The sequence below is a fragment of the Pseudonocardia sediminis genome (assembly GCF_004217185.1).
GTDB classification, from domain to species: domain Bacteria; phylum Actinomycetota; class Actinomycetes; order Mycobacteriales; family Pseudonocardiaceae; genus Pseudonocardia; species Pseudonocardia sediminis.
In genome coordinates, this window is record NZ_SHKL01000001.1 from 4,181,663 (window position 1) to 4,199,037 (window position 17,375).

16 protein-coding genes are annotated in these 17,375 nt (G+C 72.9%); 6 read left to right on the forward strand and 10 right to left on the reverse strand.

The features are described from left to right. From EV383_RS19365 to EV383_RS19375, 3 genes are all read left to right on the forward strand, one after another. Positions 1-936: an oxidoreductase gene (locus EV383_RS19365; protein ID WP_130291215.1), complete on the forward strand. Its 936-nt coding sequence runs from the start codon at positions 1-3 to the stop codon at positions 934-936. A gap of 23 nt (positions 937-959) precedes the next feature. After that, the gene (gene lipA, locus EV383_RS19370) at positions 960-1,964 is read left to right on the forward strand and encodes a lipoyl synthase (protein ID WP_130291216.1); all 1,005 of its coding nucleotides are present in this window, start codon (positions 960-962) and stop codon (positions 1,962-1,964) included. Positions 1,965-2,038: 74 nt separating this feature from the next. Beyond that, positions 2,039-2,776 carry a DUF4191 domain-containing protein gene (locus EV383_RS19375; protein ID WP_130291217.1) on the forward strand — a complete coding sequence of 246 codons (738 nt, stop codon included), beginning with the start codon at positions 2,039-2,041 and terminating at the stop codon, positions 2,774-2,776. Positions 2,777-2,937: 161 nt separating this feature from the next. Here EV383_RS19375 and EV383_RS19380 read toward each other — a convergent pair whose 3' ends face one another. Further along, complete coding sequence (locus EV383_RS19380; protein WP_130291218.1) at positions 2,938-3,894, reverse strand: hypothetical protein; 957 nt, start codon at positions 3,892-3,894, stop codon at positions 2,938-2,940. Positions 3,895-4,248: 354 nt separating this feature from the next. Then, positions 4,249-4,713, reverse strand: a complete 465-nt coding sequence (locus EV383_RS19385; RefSeq protein WP_130291219.1) for an RDD family protein — start codon at positions 4,711-4,713, stop codon at positions 4,249-4,251. A 249-nt stretch (positions 4,714-4,962) separates the two neighbouring features. On the opposite strand from EV383_RS19385, the gene glnA reads away from it, so the two are divergent. Further along, positions 4,963-6,387: a type I glutamate--ammonia ligase gene (glnA, locus tag EV383_RS19390; RefSeq protein ID WP_130294744.1), complete on the forward strand. Its 1,425-nt coding sequence runs from the start codon at positions 4,963-4,965 to the stop codon at positions 6,385-6,387. A 127-nt stretch (positions 6,388-6,514) separates the two neighbouring features. Continuing rightward, on the forward strand, positions 6,515-8,659 hold the full coding sequence (locus EV383_RS19395) for a hypothetical protein (RefSeq protein WP_130291220.1): 2,145 nt from the start codon (positions 6,515-6,517) through the stop codon (positions 8,657-8,659). A 64-nt stretch (positions 8,660-8,723) separates the two neighbouring features. On the opposite strand, the gene EV383_RS19400 is transcribed toward EV383_RS19395, so the two are convergent. Further along, positions 8,724-8,993: a GlsB/YeaQ/YmgE family stress response membrane protein gene (locus EV383_RS19400; protein WP_130291221.1), complete on the reverse strand. Its 270-nt coding sequence runs from the start codon at positions 8,991-8,993 to the stop codon at positions 8,724-8,726. Positions 8,994-9,237: 244 nt separating this feature from the next. Between EV383_RS19400 and EV383_RS19405 the strand changes: the two genes are divergently transcribed. Further along, positions 9,238-10,269, forward strand: coding sequence for an isopenicillin N synthase family dioxygenase (locus tag EV383_RS19405; protein WP_130291222.1), 1,032 nt, complete (start codon positions 9,238-9,240; stop codon positions 10,267-10,269). A gap of 307 nt (positions 10,270-10,576) precedes the next feature. Here EV383_RS19405 and EV383_RS19410 read toward each other — a convergent pair whose 3' ends face one another. From EV383_RS19410 to EV383_RS19440, 7 genes are all read right to left on the reverse strand, one after another. Continuing rightward, on the reverse strand, positions 10,577-11,011 hold the full coding sequence (locus EV383_RS19410; protein WP_130291223.1) for a GlcG/HbpS family heme-binding protein: 435 nt from the start codon (positions 11,009-11,011) through the stop codon (positions 10,577-10,579). A gap of 82 nt (positions 11,012-11,093) precedes the next feature. Beyond that, complete coding sequence (locus EV383_RS19415) at positions 11,094-11,534, reverse strand: nitroreductase family deazaflavin-dependent oxidoreductase (RefSeq protein WP_130291224.1); 441 nt, start codon at positions 11,532-11,534, stop codon at positions 11,094-11,096. A gap of 50 nt (positions 11,535-11,584) precedes the next feature. Beyond that, a complete protein-coding gene (locus EV383_RS19420) occupies positions 11,585-12,313 on the reverse strand; it encodes a M50 family metallopeptidase (RefSeq protein WP_130291225.1) in 729 nt (242 codons plus the stop codon). Between the two features lie 43 nt (positions 12,314-12,356). Further along, the gene (locus EV383_RS19425; RefSeq protein ID WP_130294746.1) at positions 12,357-13,241 is read right to left on the reverse strand and encodes a TIGR03619 family F420-dependent LLM class oxidoreductase; all 885 of its coding nucleotides are present in this window, start codon (positions 13,239-13,241) and stop codon (positions 12,357-12,359) included. A 106-nt stretch (positions 13,242-13,347) separates the two neighbouring features. Beyond that, the gene (locus tag EV383_RS19430; RefSeq protein WP_423213654.1) at positions 13,348-16,386 is read right to left on the reverse strand and encodes a bifunctional [glutamine synthetase] adenylyltransferase/[glutamine synthetase]-adenylyl-L-tyrosine phosphorylase; all 3,039 of its coding nucleotides are present in this window, start codon (positions 16,384-16,386) and stop codon (positions 13,348-13,350) included. Positions 16,387-16,449: 63 nt separating this feature from the next. Continuing rightward, positions 16,450-16,734, reverse strand: coding sequence for a DNA alkylation repair protein (locus EV383_RS19435; RefSeq protein ID WP_130291227.1), 285 nt, complete (start codon positions 16,732-16,734; stop codon positions 16,450-16,452). Between the two features lie 160 nt (positions 16,735-16,894). Then, entirely contained in the window at positions 16,895-17,374 is a 480-nt protein-coding gene (locus tag EV383_RS19440) for a cupin domain-containing protein (RefSeq protein ID WP_130291228.1), read from the reverse strand. Position 17,375 lies beyond the last annotated feature (1 nt).

Consider the following 17,375-nt stretch of genomic DNA (forward strand, 5'->3'; position numbering starts at 1 on the left):
GTGAGCAGATGGCACCCCTCCGCCCTGGACGAGCTGTCCGGACGATCCGTGCTGGTGACCGGCGCGAACTCCGGGCTCGGCCTGGCCGCGTCGGCGGCGCTGGTCCGGGCCGGGGCGCGGGTGCTGATGGCGGTGCGCGACCCGGAGCGCGGGCGGGCCGCGATCGACACCCTCCCCGGCGGGCCCGGCACCGCCGAGCTCGTGACGCTCGACCTCGCCGACCTGACGTCGGTGCGCTTCGCCGCCGCCGACGTCCGTGAACGCACCGGCGACCGCCTCGATGCGCTGCTCAACAACGCCGGCGTGGCGATGGGCCCGCTGCTGCACACGACCGACGGGTTCGAGCTGCAGATCGGCACCAACCACCTCGGCCCGGCCGCGCTGACCTGGCAGCTGATGCCGGCGCTGCGCGGCGCGGGCGCGCCCGACCGGCCGTCGCGGGTGGTGACGACGTCGAGCCTCGGGCACCGCAGCGCCGCCCTCGACGTCGACGACCTGGGCTGGGAGCACCGGCGCTACCGGCCGACGGCGGCCTACGGCGCGTCGAAATTGGCGAACCTGCTCTTCGCCGCCGAGCTGGACCGGCGGCTGCGCCTGTCCGGTGACCCGGTCGTCTCGGTCGCGGCGCATCCCGGCATGACCGAGTCCCAGCTGCTGGGCAACGGGCTGCAGCGCGGAGGAAGCCTGGCTGCGCAGCTGTCCCGGCCGCTGGACCGGCTGCTCACCCAGCCCGTGGAGGACGGCGTCGCACCGCAGCTGGCGGCGCTGGCGTCCCCGGTGCACGGCGGCGACTACCTCGGTCCGACCGGCGTCGGGGAGATCCACGGCCCGCCCGGCCCGGCGCGTCGCAGCAAGCCGGCGCAGGATCCGGATCTCGCGGCCCGGCTGTGGCGTGTGACCGCCCACGTCACCGGCGTCCGACCCGATCCGGAGTAGCGGCCGGGCGTACCGTGTGGGGCGTGACTATCGCACCCGAAGGTCGCAAGCTCCTGCGTCTCGAGGTCCGCAACAGCGAGACCCCGATCGAACGCAAGCCGCCGTGGATCCGCACGAAGGCGCGCACCGGCCCGCAGTACACCGAGCTCAAGAGCCTGGTCCGCTCCGGCGGTCTGCACACGGTGTGCGAGGAGGCCGGCTGCCCCAACATCTACGAGTGCTGGGAGGACCGGGAGGCGACGTTCCTCATCGGCGGTGAGCAGTGCACCCGCCGTTGTGACTTCTGCCAGATCGACACCGGCAAGCCCGCCGACCTCGACCGCGACGAGCCCCGCCGCGTCGCCGAGTCGGTGCAGCAGATGGGCCTGCGCTACTCCACCGTCACCGGCGTCGCCCGCGACGACCTCGACGACGGCGGCGCCTGGCTCTACGCCGAGACCGTCCGGCAGATCCACGCCCTCAACCCCGGGACCGGCGTCGAGCTGCTGATCCCGGACTTCAACTCGATCGACGCACAGCTGGACGAGGTCTTCGACACCCGCCCCGAGGTGCTCGCGCACAACCTGGAGACGGTCCCGCGAATCTTCAAGCGGATCCGGCCGGCGTTCCGCTACGAGCGCTCGCTCGAGGTCATCACGAAGGCCCGCGCGCAGGGCCTGGTGACGAAGTCCAACCTGATCCTGGGCATGGGCGAGACCCCCGACGAGGTCACCGACGCGCTGCAGGACCTGCACGACGCCGGCTGCGAGATCATCACGATCACCCAGTACCTGCGCCCGACCAAGCGCCACCACCCGGTGGAGCGCTGGGTCAAGCCCGAGGAGTTCGTCGAACACTCGAAGGCGGCCGAGGAGATCGGCTTCGCCGGGGTGATGGCCGGGCCGCTGGTCCGCTCCTCCTACCGGGCCGGACGGCTCTACGCCCAGACCGTCGCGCACCGCGGCGAGGAGCTCTCCCCCTCGCTGGCGCACCTGGCCGAGTCCGGTCCCGCCTCGCAGGAGGCGAGCTCGTTGCTCCCCCGCAGCTGAATCGTCGCCCGATCGGTGCCCCGGGCCTCTGACCTGGGGCACCGATGATCACAGCGGACACGTAGGCTGGACACATGGCCGGCAAGCCCACCGCGGAAGAGAAGAAGGCGGCGAAGGCGCAGAAGCGCGCCGCGTCGAAGCAGCGTCGTGCGCAGATCTGGCAGGCGTTCCAGATGCAGCGGCGAGAGGACAAGCTCCTCATCCCGATCATGCTCGGGGTGTTCCTCGCGCCGATCGTGATCCTGAGCCTGATCGGCTTCCTCTTCTTCGCCTCCGTCACCGCGTGGACGCTCGCCGTCCTCGGCGTGGCGATCGGCATCATGGCCGCCATCGCGATCTTCGGACGACGCGTGCAGCGCTCGGTCTACACCAAGGCCGACGGCCAGCCCGGCGCCGCCGGATGGGCGCTGGACAACCTGCGCGGCCAGTGGCGGGTCGCCCAGGGCATCGCCGGCACCACGCACCTCGACGCCGTGCACCGGGTGATCGGCCGCCCCGGGATCATCTTCGTCGCCGAGGGCGCCCCGCACCGGGTCAAGCAGCTCCTCGCGCAGGAGAAGAAGCGCACCGCCCGCGTCGCCGGCAAGACCCCGATCTACGACGTCACCGTCGGCCACGAAGAGGGCCAGATCCCGCTCAAGAACCTCCAGAAGCACCTGATGAAGCTCCCCCGCAACATCACCGCCGCGGAGATGGACACCCTGGAGTCCAAGCTGACGTCCCTGGGCAACCGCAGCGCGGCCCTGCCCAAGGGCCCCATGCCCGCAGGCGCGAAGATGCGCAGCGTGCAACGCACCGTCCGCCGCCGCTGACCTCTCTCGCCACCGGCCGGTGACCGCGCCGGTCCAACCGCACTCATGGAGCTTTCGTTCGGCCGGGCCGCACGAATGCGCCGCAAGTACGACATCCCGGGGCGGCTCCAGCAGCACGGTGGCGCCGTGAGTGGTTCTGCGCGGCGGCCGGTTCAGCGCGGTCACGGGCGCCAGAGCCCGGCGGTGACGGCCGGCGCCGGCATCGCACCGGCCCGGGCGTGGGCGTCGACCAGTTCCGCCATCGCCGCAGGACGATCGGACCACAGTCGGGACGCCATCGTCGGCAGGACGAGGACTCCCGCCGACGCCAGCATCCCGACTTTCTCGACATCGCGTGCCAGCTCCCGAGGCCCCAGGTGGAACGCCAGGGACTGGATCTCCCAGGCCAGCCCGACGTCCTCCCAGTAGGCGTCGACCACACCGAGACGTCGACCGTCCCGGGCGTGCAGCGCGACGTTCCATGCGGGTGAGGGCAGCCCGGATCGCAGCACCAGGTCGCGGACCCAGGCCTCGGCCGCCGAGCGGACCCCGTCGAGTATCTCGGCCGTCACCCCACGGACGAGCGCGGTGCGCGGTCGCCGTGGCTCGCTCAGCTCGTCGGTCAGGTCGTCGAGCCGCAGCAAGCCCTTCTGGACGGCGTCGGCGAGCATCGCCCGTACGGTGTCGGCGTCGTCGGTGCGCGCTGCGGCGTCGACCAGGCATCGAGCCATCGGTGCGACCGGGAAGCCGGCCAGCTCGACCGGCTCGGGCATCCGGGACGTCCGTGTCACGACCACGAAGTCCCTGCTGGTGACGCGACGGTCTCCGGGCACCAGGACGTGGACCGTGCCGTTCCGGGGCAGCGCCGTCACCCCGTGCAGTCCGGCACCGCCGACGCCGGTGAGAATTGCGCCCGGGCCCGCGTGCAGCAGCGCCGCACGCCGGTACTGGCGCGGACCTGTGCGCCGCCCGTCGAGCTGCACCTGTCCGAGCAGCAGGTTCTTCCACGGCCCACCCGACCGGCAGCGCTGCGCGATCGTCGACGACGAGATCCCGAGTGCGAGCAGCTGGGCCCGGGACGCGACACCGTCCGGGAACTGTGCGGCGAGGTACGACGATCGGGCCACGGAACGCGTCATGCACCGACCGTGCACCCCGACCGCGCCGGCGCAGCGACGAATCCTGCATCTGTGGACGCCCGAACCAGGATGTGTACAACGTGCCGCACTGCCGTCAGCCTCGCCGTCGTGGCGCTTTCGTGTCGCAACGCAGCACGAAAGCGCCACGAGTCCGGTGGCCGGTGCGCGGGGAACGGTGCGCTCCCGGAGCTTTCGTGTCGCAGGAGCGCACGAATGCACCGTGAGTGCGGTCCGGTGGGGGCGTGGCCGGGCGAGGTGGTGCGACCGGGTGCGGTGGTACGACCGGGTGCGGTGGTACGACCGGGTGCGGTGGGCCGGCCGGGTGCGGCGCTGGGCCGGCGGCGGGCGGGTGGGTCAGCGGGTGCGGATGACGATGGTGGTGGTGGCGCGGTCGTGCCAGCCGCGGCCGTCGTGGTCGCGGGCCAGGGGCGGGACGACCAGGGCGATGAGGAACGTCCGCAGGAGTGCTCGCGGCACGCCGACGAAGCGGGCCATGTCGGTCCGGGCGACCCGCAGGCCCAGGGCGACCATCCCGGCGGTCATGCCGAAGATCGCGGTCGGCAGGACGGTCAGCAGATACCAGACGCCGAGGATCGTCCAGCTGGTGTTCGGCGCACCGAGGGCGTCGACGCCGAGGAAGGCCAGCGTCAGGAAGTAGGCGATCATCCAGTCGACGAAGATCGCGACGAAGCGACGTCCGAGCGGGGCGGTCGCGTTCACCCCGGACGCGGGCAGACCGAACTTCTCGCCCGGATGTCCGACGTTCGCGGGTGACCCGGCGGGTGATCCGGGGAGCCAGGACTCGATCCAACGGGCCATGCGCTCTAGCGTAGGCGCCGACCCAGCACCACCGCCGCGGCGGCGATCCCCTGCCGTCGCGACACCACACCCGGTGATCGACTCTGCACGTGGAGGAACGACACGAACGGACGAGTCCGACGGCGTATGTGACACCGGTCGCGCCGAGGGCCAGTTAACGTCCGTGAAACAGTCGGGTGACTGGTGGGCAACACGACGACCTTAGCGTCGCCGCCAACCTCCTATTGTCGAGTGAAGGAGCCCAAGAGCGTGTTCAGCAACGCCGAAGAGGTACTCAAGTACATCTCGGACGAGAAGGTCGAGTACGTCGACATCAGGTTCTGCGACCTGCCCGGCGTCATGCAGCACCTCACCGTCCCCGCCAGCACCGTCGACCAGGACTTCATCGACAGCGGGGTCGCCTTCGACGGCTCCTCGGTGCGTGGTTTCCAGGCCATCAACGAGTCCGACATGGCCCTGTTCCCGGACCCGGCCACCGCGCGCCTGGACCCGTTCCGCAAGCACAAGACGCTCAACATGAACTTCTTCGTGCACGACCCGATCACGGGCGAGCCCTACTCCCGTGACCCGCGGAACGTCGCCCGCAAGGCGGAGGAGTACCTGGCCGCGTCCGGCATCGCCGACACCTGCTTCTTCGGTGCCGAGGCCGAGTTCTACATCTTCGACTCGGTGCGCTTCGGGTCCGAGCCGCACGAGCAGTACCACCACATCGACTCCTCCGAGGGCTGGTGGAACACCGGCCGTCACGAGGAGGGCGGCAACCTCGGCTACAAGGTCCCCTACAAGGGCGGGTACTTCCCGGTCCCGCCGGTCGACCACTACGCCGACCTGCGCGACGACATGGCCACGAACCTGACCAACAGCGGGTTCGTGCTCGAGCGCGGCCACCACGAGGTCGGCACCGCCGGCCAGGGTGAGATCAACTACAAGTTCAACACCCTGCTGCACGCCGCCGACGACGTGATGCTGTTCAAGTACATCGTCAAGAACACCGCCTGGCACGAGGGCAAGACCGTCACGTTCATGCCGAAGCCGCTCTTCGGCGACAACGGGTCGGGCATGCACGCGCACCAGTCGCTGTGGAAGGACGGGCAGCCGCTCTTCCACGACGAGTCCGGCTACGGTGGGCTGTCGGAGACCGCGCGCTTCTACATCGGCGGCATCCTGCACCACGCGCCGTCGCTGCTGGCGTTCACGAACCCGACGGTGAACTCGTTCCACCGCCTGGTCCCCGGCTTCGAGGCCCCGGTCAACCTGGTCTACTCGGCCCGGAACCGCTCGGCCTGCATCCGGATCCCGCTCTCGGGCGACAACCCGAAGGCCAAGCGCCTCGAGTTCCGCTGCCCCGACTCGTCCGGCAACCCGTACCTGGCGTTCGCCGCGATGATGATGGCCGGCCTCGACGGCATCAAGAACAAGATCGAGCCGGCCGCCCCGGTCGACAAGGACCTCTACGAGCTTCCGCCCGAGGAGCTCAAGGACATCGCGCAGGTGCCGACGAGCCTCGAAGCGGTCATCGACCGTCTCGAGTCCGACCACGACTACCTGCTCGACGGCGGCGTGTTCACGCCGGACCTGATCGAGACCTGGATCGCCTACAAGCGGGAGAACGAGATCGCCCCGCTGCGTCTGCGTCCGCACCCGTACGAGTTCGCCCTGTACTACGACGTGTGATCCGCCCCCGCCGCACCGCGGCGTGAACGGACCCGGGCCCGGCACCTCTCACCAGGTGCCGGGCCCTCGTCGTCTGCGGCGTCGCGGGAGCGTATCGGGACGCGAGGACGGCTCGTTGGACCTCGTGATGACCGATCAGAGGCAGACGTCGTCCCGGGTCGACAGACGGGCGGTCGTGCTGACGGTGGCGTCGTTGCTGCTCAGCGCCGGGTTCGTCGCCGTCAGCCTCGCCTACAACCAGGGCCGGCTGATCCCACCGCTCGACGACGTCTACATCCATTTGCAGTACGGCCGGCAGCTCGGTCTGGGTGAGGGGTTCCGGTACAACACCGGCGACCCGGTCACGACCGGCGCGTCGAGCCTGCTCTACGCACTGCTCCTCGGCGCGGCGTGGTTCCTCGGCTTCGAGGGGACGTCCCTGCTCGCCTTCGCGGTCGGGTTCGGCGCGCTGTGCGCGGCCGCCGCGACGGCCCTGACCTATCTGCTCGGACGCCGGGTCGCCGGGCGGACGGTCGGGACGTGGGCCGGCGTGCTGGTCGTGGTGTCGGGCCCGCTGCAGTGGGGTGCGGTCAGCGGCATGGAGGTCGGGCTGGTCGCGGCCCTGACCACGGGCGCGGTGTACGCGTTCGCGTGTGAGCAGCCGGGCGGGCGGTTCCGGGTGACGCCGGTCGTCGCCGCGCTGCTGGCCCTCTCGCGGCCGGAGGGCGTGATCGTCGCGGTCGGGCTGGTCGCGGGCATGGCCTGGGCACTCGGACGACGGCGGCGCCCGACCTTCGGGACGGCGGCCCTGGCGTCACTACCGGTCCTGGCCGCGCTGGCCCAGCTCGTGTTCTACCGCCTCGCGACCGGGTCCGCGCAGGCCAACGGCGTCCGGGCCAAGTCCTGGCTCTACCAGGGCGAGCTGATCCAGCCCCTGGAGGTCGCCGACCACACGCTCGCCAACCTGCGGCAGATGGCCGCGTCGTTGACCGGGCTCTCCGGGCAGGACTTCCTGCCGCCCGCCGCCCTGGTGTTCGCGGTGCTGGGCCTGGCCGCGCTCGGCCTCGGCCCCCGGACGGGGTGGCGGACGCTCGCCGCCGTGCTCGCGTTCGGTCTCGGCGTCGTGCTCGTCAGCCTGTCGACGCTGATCACCGCGCAGTGGCAGGACCTGCGCTACGTGCAGCCGTTCGTCCCGTTGCTCCTGCTCCTGGCCGTGATCGGCGTCGATGCCCTGGCCCGCCTCGGCGGCGCTGGGACGGACGACGGGCGTGGCCGGGCCGTCGTGCTCCACGGACTGCTGACGGTGGCGCTGCTGTTCTCGGTCCTGGCCACCCCCACCTGGGCGCTGCGCCTGGCCCAGCAGGCGACGGCGATGCGCGAGGGCCCGGTGACGATCGGGAACTGGCTGGCCGGGAACGTGCCGCCGGGGGCCTCGGTCGCGGTCAACGACGTCGGCGCGGCGGCCTGGTTCGGCGGGCACCGCACCGTCGACCTGGTCGGGCTCACCACGAACGACATGACACGCCCGTCGCTCAACGGACCCGGGACCCTGTACGAGGCACTGCGCCACATGCCGCCCGGACAGCGGCCGGACCACTTCGCGATCTTCGACCGGTGGGGCGGGATCCCGTTCGCCGACCTCGGGCTCGCCGGGGTGCTCGGACCCGAGCCGGTGATCACGTTCCAGCTCACGTCGCCGCCGCGGCCGATCTCGGCGACGGCCCCGCAGACCTGCCAGATCGACCGGACCTGCGACAAGGTCAGCGTGTGGAGGGCCGACTGGAGCCTGGCCGGCACCGGCGGGACGCCCGACCGCCCGGTGCCCGGCACCGTCCACGACCAGCTCAACGTCGGCGACCTCGACGACGAGGCACGCCACGACTGGACCCCGCACCCGCCGGTCCAGGGACTGCAGCCGGTCAGCAGCGTGGCCCGCACCGTCGTCGCGCCGGGGCGGACGGTCGCCGACAGCGGGCGCCGCGTCGTCGGCGGGGAGATGTTCACCCTCGACGGCCTCACCCCGGGACGGCCGGTGACGCTGACGAGCCGGGTCGGTCCGGACCCGGAACGGCTCGACCCCGAGGCCCGGGCGGTCCGGGTGGGCGTCGACGGGCGTCCCGCCGGGCAGTGGGACCTCACCGGGCCGGGCGACGCGACCTGGGTCCAGTCGTCGTTCGTGATCCCGGCCGAGCTCGTGACGTCACCGCGGATCACCGTCTCGACCGGGCCGTTGCAGGAGTTCCTCGGGCCGTATCCGGCCTACACCGCCTACGGCTACTGGGCGAGTCAGTAGGGGCCGCGGACACACGTCGGCGCCGCCCCGATCGAGACCGGGACGGCGCCGAGGTGAGGTTCTGCTAGCGGCCGACCTGCTTGCGGCCGGTCACCTTGTTGTAGATCACCAGCACGATGATCGCGCCGATGATCGAACCGATCCAGCCGACCGGGCTGAAGCCACGGAGGCCGCCGGTGACCAGGCCGAGCAGGAACCCGCCGACGACGGAGCCGAGGATGCCCAGCAGGATCGTGCGCAGGATGCCGATGTTGTCCTTACCGGGCACGACGGCGCGGGCGATGAAGCCGGCGACCAGCCCGAGGACGATCCATCCGATAATCGTTCCGATCATGTTTCTCTCCCCTACGTAGCCGGCTCGTGGCCGGATCCGGACAACGGAACGATCATGCGAGTGACATGTCCACTCGCGACCCCTGTCTTCCCTACAGTATCCCCGCTTTCGGGCCGTGGCATGCGCGAACGCGCGCGGCGCACCGGCCGGGTGACGCGCGCCCCACGTCCGTCCGGAGGACGGTGACCGGCGGACCACCCCTTCCGCCGATGCCGATACCGGGACCGGCGGCCACCATGGGTCCATGGGCAGCGACACGATCCCCGTACTCCGTCTCGACAGCGCCCGGACCGCCGGCGGCGCGCTCGACCCCGCGTTCACCGCCGCGTTGCGGACCGCGCTGCACGAGGTCGGGTTCCTGCAGCTCACCCACTACGGCGCCGCGCCCGGCCAGGTCGCGGAGCTGACCGCCGCCGTCACCCGCTTCTTCGAGCTGCCGCTGCCCGACCGGCTCGCCCTGGACAACCGCGAGTCCCCGCACTTCCGCGGCTACACCCGGCTCGGTCACGAGATCACCGCCGGACGCCCGGACGCGCGCGAGCAGATCGACTTCGGCCCCGAGCTTCCGCCGCGCCCGCGTCCCGAGTGGGACGAGCCCTACCGCCTGCTCGAGGGCCCCAACCGCTGGCCGGACGCGACCGTGCCCGAGCTGCGGACGCTCGTCGGGGCGTGGACCGACCTGCTGAGTGCCGTCGGCACCGAGCTGACCCGGGCCCTCGCCGCCGGCATGGGGCTGCCCGAGGACCACTTCGACGACGCGTTCGCCGGCACCCCGCACTGGTTCGGCAAGCTGATCCGCTACGTCGGTCCCGACGACGCCGGGCCGGACGCCCAGGGGGTCGGCCCGCACGCGGACTGGGGGTTCCTGACCCTGCTGCTGCAGGACGACGTCGGCGGGCTGCAGGCCCGGCCGCCGGGCTCGACGGAGTGGGTCGACGTGCCGCCGGTCCCCGGCGCGCTGGTGGTCAACGTCGGCGAGATGCTGGAGGTGGCCACGCACGGCTACCTCGCCGCCACCCCGCACCGCGTCCTGCCGTGCTCCCCGGGCACGACCCGGGAGTCGGTCGGCTTCTTCTGGTCCCCGCGCCTGGACGCGACGCTGGACCGGGTGCCGCTGACACCCGAGCTGGCCGCGCGCGCCCCGGGCGTGACCGAGACCGCGCAGAACGCGCTGCTCCCCCGGTTCGGTGACAACGCGCTCAAGGGATGGCTGCGGTCGCATCCGGAGGTGGCCCGGCGCCACCATCCGGACCTGGTGGCACCCACCCACGGATGACACGTCCGGGAGGACGCTGCTCCGCACGGGGACGGTTCCGCATCAGCGAACGACTACGCGTTGACAGCCCGCATACCAGACTGGTTAGCTCTACTCCACGGTGCTCCACGTCACACGCCCGGGGAACCTGACCAACACGTCAGGTAGCCCCCGGACGGACCACACGAACCGGGCTGACACCCGCCCCGGGAAGGACATCGTCCCACCACGTGCACGATCCGGGCTCGCCTCGCGCGCGCCCGTGCGTGCCACCTCCGCGCCCCCGGGCTGACCATGTCGCCCGGGGGTGCGGCTCGCACCCGTCAGCTCACTCGGCCCCGGTGACACCGACCAGGCCGGCGGCCTCGATCCCGGCCAGGGCCGCGGCCTCGTCATTGGCCGAGGCGTCCCCGGTGACACCGACCGCGCCGAGCAACGTGCCGTCGGCGTCCTTCACGAACACCCCGCCGGGCACGGAGAAGATCTTCCCACCGGCCAGGTTCGCGACCGAGGTGAAGAACTCCGGCGAGTCCGCGGCGCGGGCGGCGATCGCCCGGTTCGTCATCCCGAGGGCGAGGACGCCGTTGGCCTTGCCGACGGCGAGGTCGGGACGCAGGTAGCCGGAGCCGTCCTGGCGGGCCAGGACGACGATGGCGCCGCCCGGGTCGAGCACGGCCACGGTCAGCGGGTTGAAGCCCTTCTCCGTGCCGTGCGCCAGCGCGGCGGTGGCGATGGTCTGGGCCTTCTCGAGCGTGATCGTCATGCGATCGAGCCTTGCAGACCGTGGGCCGGGCCGCCGGGCAGGGGCCCGACGACCCGGCCCCGGGCACGACGCCGGACGCGGCTCAGCGCCTGCCGAGGGCGAACAGCGGGATCGTGCGGACCCCCTCGACCTTCTTCTGGTAGTCGGCGAACCCCTCGTTGTTCTCCGTGATCCACGACCAGATGCGCTCGCGCTCGGAGCCGGTCAGCTCCTCCGCGTGCACGTCCAGGGTCTCGGTGCGTCCCTCCGGGCCGTGGCCGACCTCGACCGTGATGTCCGGGTGCGCGACGAGGTTGTGGTACCAGGCGGGGTTGTCCGGGGCACCGGCCTTGGACGCCACGATCACGAAGCGGTCGCCGTCCGGGAACCAGACCAGCGGGGTGATCCGCTCGGTGCCGCTCTTCGCACCGAGGTGGTGCACCAGGATCATGGTCGCGCCCTCGAAGGGCGGGCCGACCTTGCCGTCGTTCTCACGGAACTCGCTGATGACCCGGTTGTTCATCTCTTCGAATGGGTTGCTCATGGAGCCGATCTTCCCGCGCCCGCCGCGGTGCCGCCCACCGGGTACGGCCCTCAGGCGCGCGCCCCGGCCGGGGCGAACACCACCCACGTCGCGGCGAGCGTCGCCAGCACCGAGACCAGCAGGAACAGCGACGCCCACACCGCGCCGGAGACCGGGGTGAGCTCGGCGAGACGGTCCGCGTCGGAGTGCCGCAGGCGCCCCCGCCGACGGCCGCGGCGCAGCTCCGCGCACGCCCGGACCCCGCCGAAGAGCAGGAACCAGCACAGCGCGGCGGCGAAGCCCGTCCGCAGGTCGGGCTCCGCCCAGACCGTGACGACGACCAGGATCGCGCCGCTGACGAGCACCGCGAGCGCACCGAACAGGTTCCGGATCTGGAACAGCGTCGCCACCAGCGCGACGATGCCGATCCAGAGCCATACCTGGTCCGCATCGGCGGCCACCAGCACCGCGCCGCCCAGGCCCAGCAGCGGCGGCGCGACGTAGCCGGCCAGGAACATCACGACCACACCGGGGCCACGACCCGCGCCGGTGGAGTAGGTGACCCCGGAGGTGTCGGCGTGCAGCCGGATACCGGCCAGCCCGCGCCCGGCCAGTACCGCGACCAGGGCGTGCCCGCCCTCGTGGGCGATCGTCACCGCGACCCGGGTGGCGCGCCAGCTCGGCAGCCACGCGACCACGACGAACGCCGCCAGCGCCGCGACCAGTGAGGCCGGCCGGGCGGCGACGAGCTCGTAGACCTGCGAGACGAGTTCGGTGGCGTCGGGGGCTGAGGCGGACACGACGACCAGTCTGGCAGCGGCGCCCCCGACGACGGCGGGTGGTTCAGCCGGCCGCGTCCAGCACGGCCGAGACCAGGTCCAGCGAGGTGTCCGCGTCCCCGGCCAGGTACAGCAGGTCGACGAAGGCGTGCTCGACGTCGGTCTGCTCGGCCACCCGGCGCAGGGTCTCCCCGATCGCGTCGGTCGAGTCGGTCGACCGGGGGTTCACCCGCAGCGCCGCCCCGATCGACGACGGGTCGCGTCCCGCCTCCGCGGCGGCGTCGCGCAGGCCCTGCCACGGGGTGTTCACCGCGGCGTCCAGGTCCGCGACCCCGGGCTGCACGACCGGCAGGAACCCGTCGGCGCGCTCGGCGATCCGCCGCCGGGCCCTCTCGGCGAACCCGGCCAGATAGACCGGGATGCCGTGCGGCTTGACCCTGACGTGCGCGGGCGCGATGGTCGCGAACCTCCCGTCGACCTGCACCGGCTCGTCGTGCCACCACGCCGACGCGACGTCGAGGAACTCGTCGAGCCGCGCGCCGCGCTCGTGCATCGGCACCCCGACCGCGTCGTACTCCTCCGGCGACCACCCGGTCCCCAGCCCGAGCAGCAGCCGCCCGCCACTGATCCGGTCGAGGGTCAGCGCGTGCCGTGCCAGCAGCGCGGCCGGGTACCAGGGCGCGTTGAGCGTGCTCGTGCCCAGCTGCACCCGCGTCGTGACGGCGGCGGCCGCGGTGAGCAGCGCCAGCGGGTCGTGCGCGGCGTCGAACTCGGGCGGGATGCCCGGTCCCCCGCCGTAGCCCACCCGCGGGTCGACGGCGGCGAGCAGCCGGTCGCCGGTCCACAGGCTCGCCGCGCCGCGTTCCTCGGCACCGGCGGCGAACCGCATCGTGTCGTCGACGTGGGCGGCCGCCGTCCCGAACTGCGGGACACAGAATCCGATGCGCACGTCCACCATGATCACTCCGCCGGTGGCGTGGCGCATCGCGGGGTCGCCCCTCGGCGTCGTGCGCGGATATCGCTGCCCTGGCGGCGATATCCACGCACGGGCGGCGTCAGCCGCTGGTCTCCGACCAGCCGTAGAACACCCGCTCGACGACGGCGCGGGAGCGGCGGGTGGCGCGGCGGTAGTCGTCGAGGAACACCCCGGGATCGCCGCCGTGCGGGTAGCCCAGCGCCGAGGCGACGGCCGCCAGCTCGCGTCCGGACCGCGGGAGCTGGTCGCCGGGCTTGCCCTTGACCAGCATGATCGCGTTGCGGGCGCGGGTGGCCATCCGCCAGCCGGCGCCGAGCTCGGTCACGTCCTCGTCGGTGATCAGACCGGCCTCGGCGGCCTCGCGCAGACCGTCCAGGGTCGAGGTGGTGCGCAGCTCCGGGACGTCGCCGGCGTGGCAGAGCTGCAGCAGCTGCACCGTCCACTCGACGTCGGCGAGCCCGCCGAGGCCGAGCTTGGTGTGCGTCGTGCGGTCGGCGCCGCGGGGCAGGCGTTCGGCGTCGACCCGGGCCTTGATCCGGCGGATCTCGGTGACCGAGGCGTCGGCGATCCCGTCGGCCGGGTAGCGGATCGGGTCGATCAGCTCGGTGAACTCCCGACACAGGGCCGGGTCGCCGGCGATCGGGCGGGCCCGCAGCAGCGCCTGGGCCTCCCAGACCTCGCCCCAGCGGGCGTAGTACTGCCGGTAGGAGTCGAGCGTGCGGACCATCGGGCCGGAGCGGCCCTCCGGGCGCAGGTCGGCGTCGATGGCCAGCTCGGGGTCGGGGCTCGACGTCCCGAGGAGGCGGCGCACCTTCTCCACGACGCCGGTCGCCCAGCGCGCGGCCTGGTGGTCGGTGGACTCGCCGAGCGGGGCACAGACGAACAGCACGTCGGCGTCGCTGCCGTAGCTCAGCTCACCGCCCCCGAGACGGCCCATGCCGATCACCGCGATCCGCGCCGGGCGTTCGCCGACCTGCGCGGCCAGGACCGCGTCCAGGGTCGCCGCGACGACGGCCTCGGAGACCGACGTCAGCGCCGTGCAGACCTGTTCGACGTCGAGCAGGCCGAGCACGTCCGCGCAGGCGATCCGCAGCATCTCGTGACGCCGGTAGGACCGCGCCGCGGCCACCGCCGACTCCGGCGTCGTCTGCCGGGCCACGGTCGTCCGCAGGGCGACCGCCACCTCGCCGGGGTCCCGGGTCAGCTCGGGGCTGCCGCCGGTGCTGGAGGTGGCGAGCATCCGCAGCACCTCCGGAGCACGCGAGAGCAGGTCCGGGACCAGCGCGGACGTCCCGAGCAGCATCATCAGGCGCTGGGCGACCGCGCCCTCGTCGCGCAGCAGCCGCAGGTACCAGGGCGTCGACGCCAGCGCCTCGGACACCCGCCGGTAGGCCAGCAGCCCGCGGTCGGGGTCGGGGCTCGACGACAGCTCGTCGAGCAGCACCGGCAGCAGCGTGCGCTGGATCGACGCCGCCCGCGACACCCCTCCGGTCAGGGCGCGCAGGTGCCCGAGGGCGCCCTCCGGCGACGCCCACCCCAACGCGGCGAGCCGCGCCTTCGCGGCCTCGGTGGACAGCTGCGCCTCGTCCGCGGACAGCCGCGACACCGACGACAGCAGCGGCCGGTAGAACAGCTTCTCGTGCAGCCGGCTGACGCGCCGGGAGTTGCGCTGCCACTCCGAGACCAGCACGCCGACGACGTCGCGGCGCCCGTCCGGGCGGATCCGGGCGGCCCGGGCCAGCCAGCGCAGGGCGTCGGTGTCGTCGGCCGCGGGCAGCAGGTGGGTCCGGCGCAGGCGTTGCAGCTGCAGGCGGTGCTCGAGCAGGCGCAGGAAGCGGTAGGACGCGCCCAGGTTCGCGCCGTCGTCGCGTCCGACGTAGCCGCCGTCGGACAGCGCGGCGAGCGCCTCCAGCGTCGACGGCGAGTGCAGCGCGTCGTCGGTGCGCCCGTGCACCAGCTGCAGCAGCTGCACCGCGAACTCGACGTCGCGCAGCCCGCCGCGTCCCAGCTTGAGCTCGCGTTCGCGCTGGTCGGAGGGGATGTGCTCGATCACGCGCCGGCGCATGGCCTGGACGTCGGTGACGAAGTCGTCGCGGTCGGCGGCGTGCCAGACCATCGGGGCGACGGCGTCGACGTAGAAGCGGCCCAGCGCCGGGTCGCCCGCGATCGGGCGGGCCTTGAGCAGGGCCTGGAACTCCCACGTCTTGGCCCAGCGCTTGTAGTAGGTGACGTGCCCGTCGAGGGTCCGGACCAGCGCGCCCTGCTTGCCCTCGGGACGCAGGTTCGCGTCCACCTCGAAGCAGGCCTCGCCGGCCACCCGCATCACGCGGCTGGCCACCTTCGTCGCGGCCTGGGTGAGGTCCCCTCCGGGCTCGGCCACGAAGATCACGTCGACGTCGGAGACGTAGTTCAGCTCCCGCCCGCCGCACTTGCCCATGCCGATGACGGCCAGGCGCAGCTCGTCGGGCGGGTCCTGCTCGGCCATGGCGACGGCCAGCGAGGCCGAGACCGCGGCCTCGGCCAGGTCGGCCAGCTGCGCGGCGACGTCGTCGACCTCCATCACCGGCAGCGACGGGTCCCCCACCGCGGCCAGGTCGGCCGAGGCCAGCCCGAGCAGCTCGTCGCGGTAGGCGTTGCGCAGGGCCGTGACGGCCTCGGCGCCGGTCAGGGTGGCGCGTCCCCCGCCCGACGAGCCCGGCGGCGGCGCGAGCGGGTCGGCCCCGACGGCGCGCAGCAGCGTCGCCGTGCGCCGGGACAGGTCCGGTGGCGGGTTGCGCCGGTCCGGGGTGTCGGCCAGCAGCGTCCATCTCTCCGGGTGGGCGATCAGGTGGTCGCCCAGCGCGGTCGAGGCGCCGAGCGTGGCGAACAACCGCCCGCGCAGGCCCGAGTCGGTCCGCAGCGTCCGGTCGATCTCGGCCCACGGACCCGTCTGCGACAACCGTTCGACGGCGCGCAGCGCGAGCTCCTGATCAGGGCTGCGGGCCAGGGCCCACATGATCTCCTCGGTGCCCGGCACCGGCCGGTCACCGGCCCACCAGCCCAGCTTCGCCAGCGTGTCGCCCGCCCCCGGGCCGGTGATGCCCAGCCGGGCCAGCGATGTCCCCGTGCGCCGATCCATCACACCCGCGAGCCTAGTCCGCGACCCGTGTCCTGCGACCCTCGCCGACCGCGGGACGTCGGGTCACCACCGGAGGTACTTCGTCGCCTCACGCCGGACGAGGCCGGGGACCCGGTCGTCGCGGGCCCGGAGCCACTCCGACACCATCTCCGGCCTGCGCTTGCCGGTCTCCCGCAGCACCCACCCGATCGCCTTGCGGACGAAGAACTCGGTCTCGTCCAGCATCGGGTCGGCGTAGCGGCTGAACCGCGCGAAGTCGCCGCCACCCTCCTTCAGCGGCCCGAGCAGTGCGAGCAGCGCCGACCGGCGCAGCCAGAGATCGGGGTCGCGGGCCCATCGGTCGAGCACGTCGCACCTCGGGGACGCGCACGCCGAGGTGTTCGCGCGTGCTCCTCAGGTAGCGAGCTTCCTGCCCGGCGCGCGCCGGGTCGGCGAGCCCGCCGAGCACCGCGACGATCTCGCCCGCGGCGTCCTGCGCGGTCATCGGGGCCGCCGTCGTCCGATCGGCTCAGTCCGCGCCCGGCACCGACCCGGGCGGGAGGAACTCCACGTCGTGCAGTGCCGACTGCCGGACGACCTCGGCCGGGTCGGTGAGGTCGTGAAGCTTGTCGAACAGCTGCGCGAGCCGCCCGGCCGGGCTGACCCAGAACAGCGCGCGGGCGTCGCCCTGCTCCCGGTTGTAGTAGGCGTGCGGCAGGCCCTTCGGCATGAGCACGGTGTCGCCCGGGCCCGCCTTCTCCCACTGCCCGTCGAGGTAGAGGGTGAACACGCCGCCGAGGACGTAGATGTGCTCGTCCTGGGTGGGGTGCACGTGCGGCGGGACGCCGGTGCCGGGCGGGTCGACCGTCTCGAACGCGAAGCTGGACCCGCTCGCGGCCTTCATCGAGTAGGTGTGCCCGAGCACGTTCCAGACCCGCCTGAGCTGACCCTCGCCGGCCCGGGTGATGCCCTTGGGCAGCGGGCCGAGCACGATCTCGTCGTCGAACACG

Bases quoted from the DNA above. Each gene is read 5' to 3' on its own strand.
- EV383_RS19375 (WP_130291217.1), top strand. From the start codon at position 2,039: ATGGCCGGCAAGCCCACCGCGGAAGAGAAGAAGGCGGCGAAGGCGCAG.
- EV383_RS19380 (WP_130291218.1), bottom strand. From the start codon at position 3,894: ATGACGCGTTCCGTGGCCCGATCGTCGTACCTCGCCGCACAGTTCCCG.
- EV383_RS19385 (WP_130291219.1), bottom strand. From the start codon at position 4,713: ATGGCCCGTTGGATCGAGTCCTGGCTCCCCGGATCACCCGCCGGGTCA.
- EV383_RS19395 (WP_130291220.1), top strand. From the start codon at position 6,515: ATGACCGATCAGAGGCAGACGTCGTCCCGGGTCGACAGACGGGCGGTC.
- EV383_RS19400 (WP_130291221.1), bottom strand. From the start codon at position 8,993: ATGATCGGAACGATTATCGGATGGATCGTCCTCGGGCTGGTCGCCGGC.
- EV383_RS19405 (WP_130291222.1), top strand. From the start codon at position 9,238: ATGGGCAGCGACACGATCCCCGTACTCCGTCTCGACAGCGCCCGGACC.
- EV383_RS19410 (WP_130291223.1), bottom strand. From the start codon at position 11,011: ATGACGATCACGCTCGAGAAGGCCCAGACCATCGCCACCGCCGCGCTG.
- EV383_RS19415 (WP_130291224.1), bottom strand. From the start codon at position 11,534: ATGAGCAACCCATTCGAAGAGATGAACAACCGGGTCATCAGCGAGTTC.
- EV383_RS19430 (WP_423213654.1), bottom strand. From the start codon at position 16,386: ATGGATCGGCGCACGGGGACATCGCTGGCCCGGCTGGGCATCACCGGC.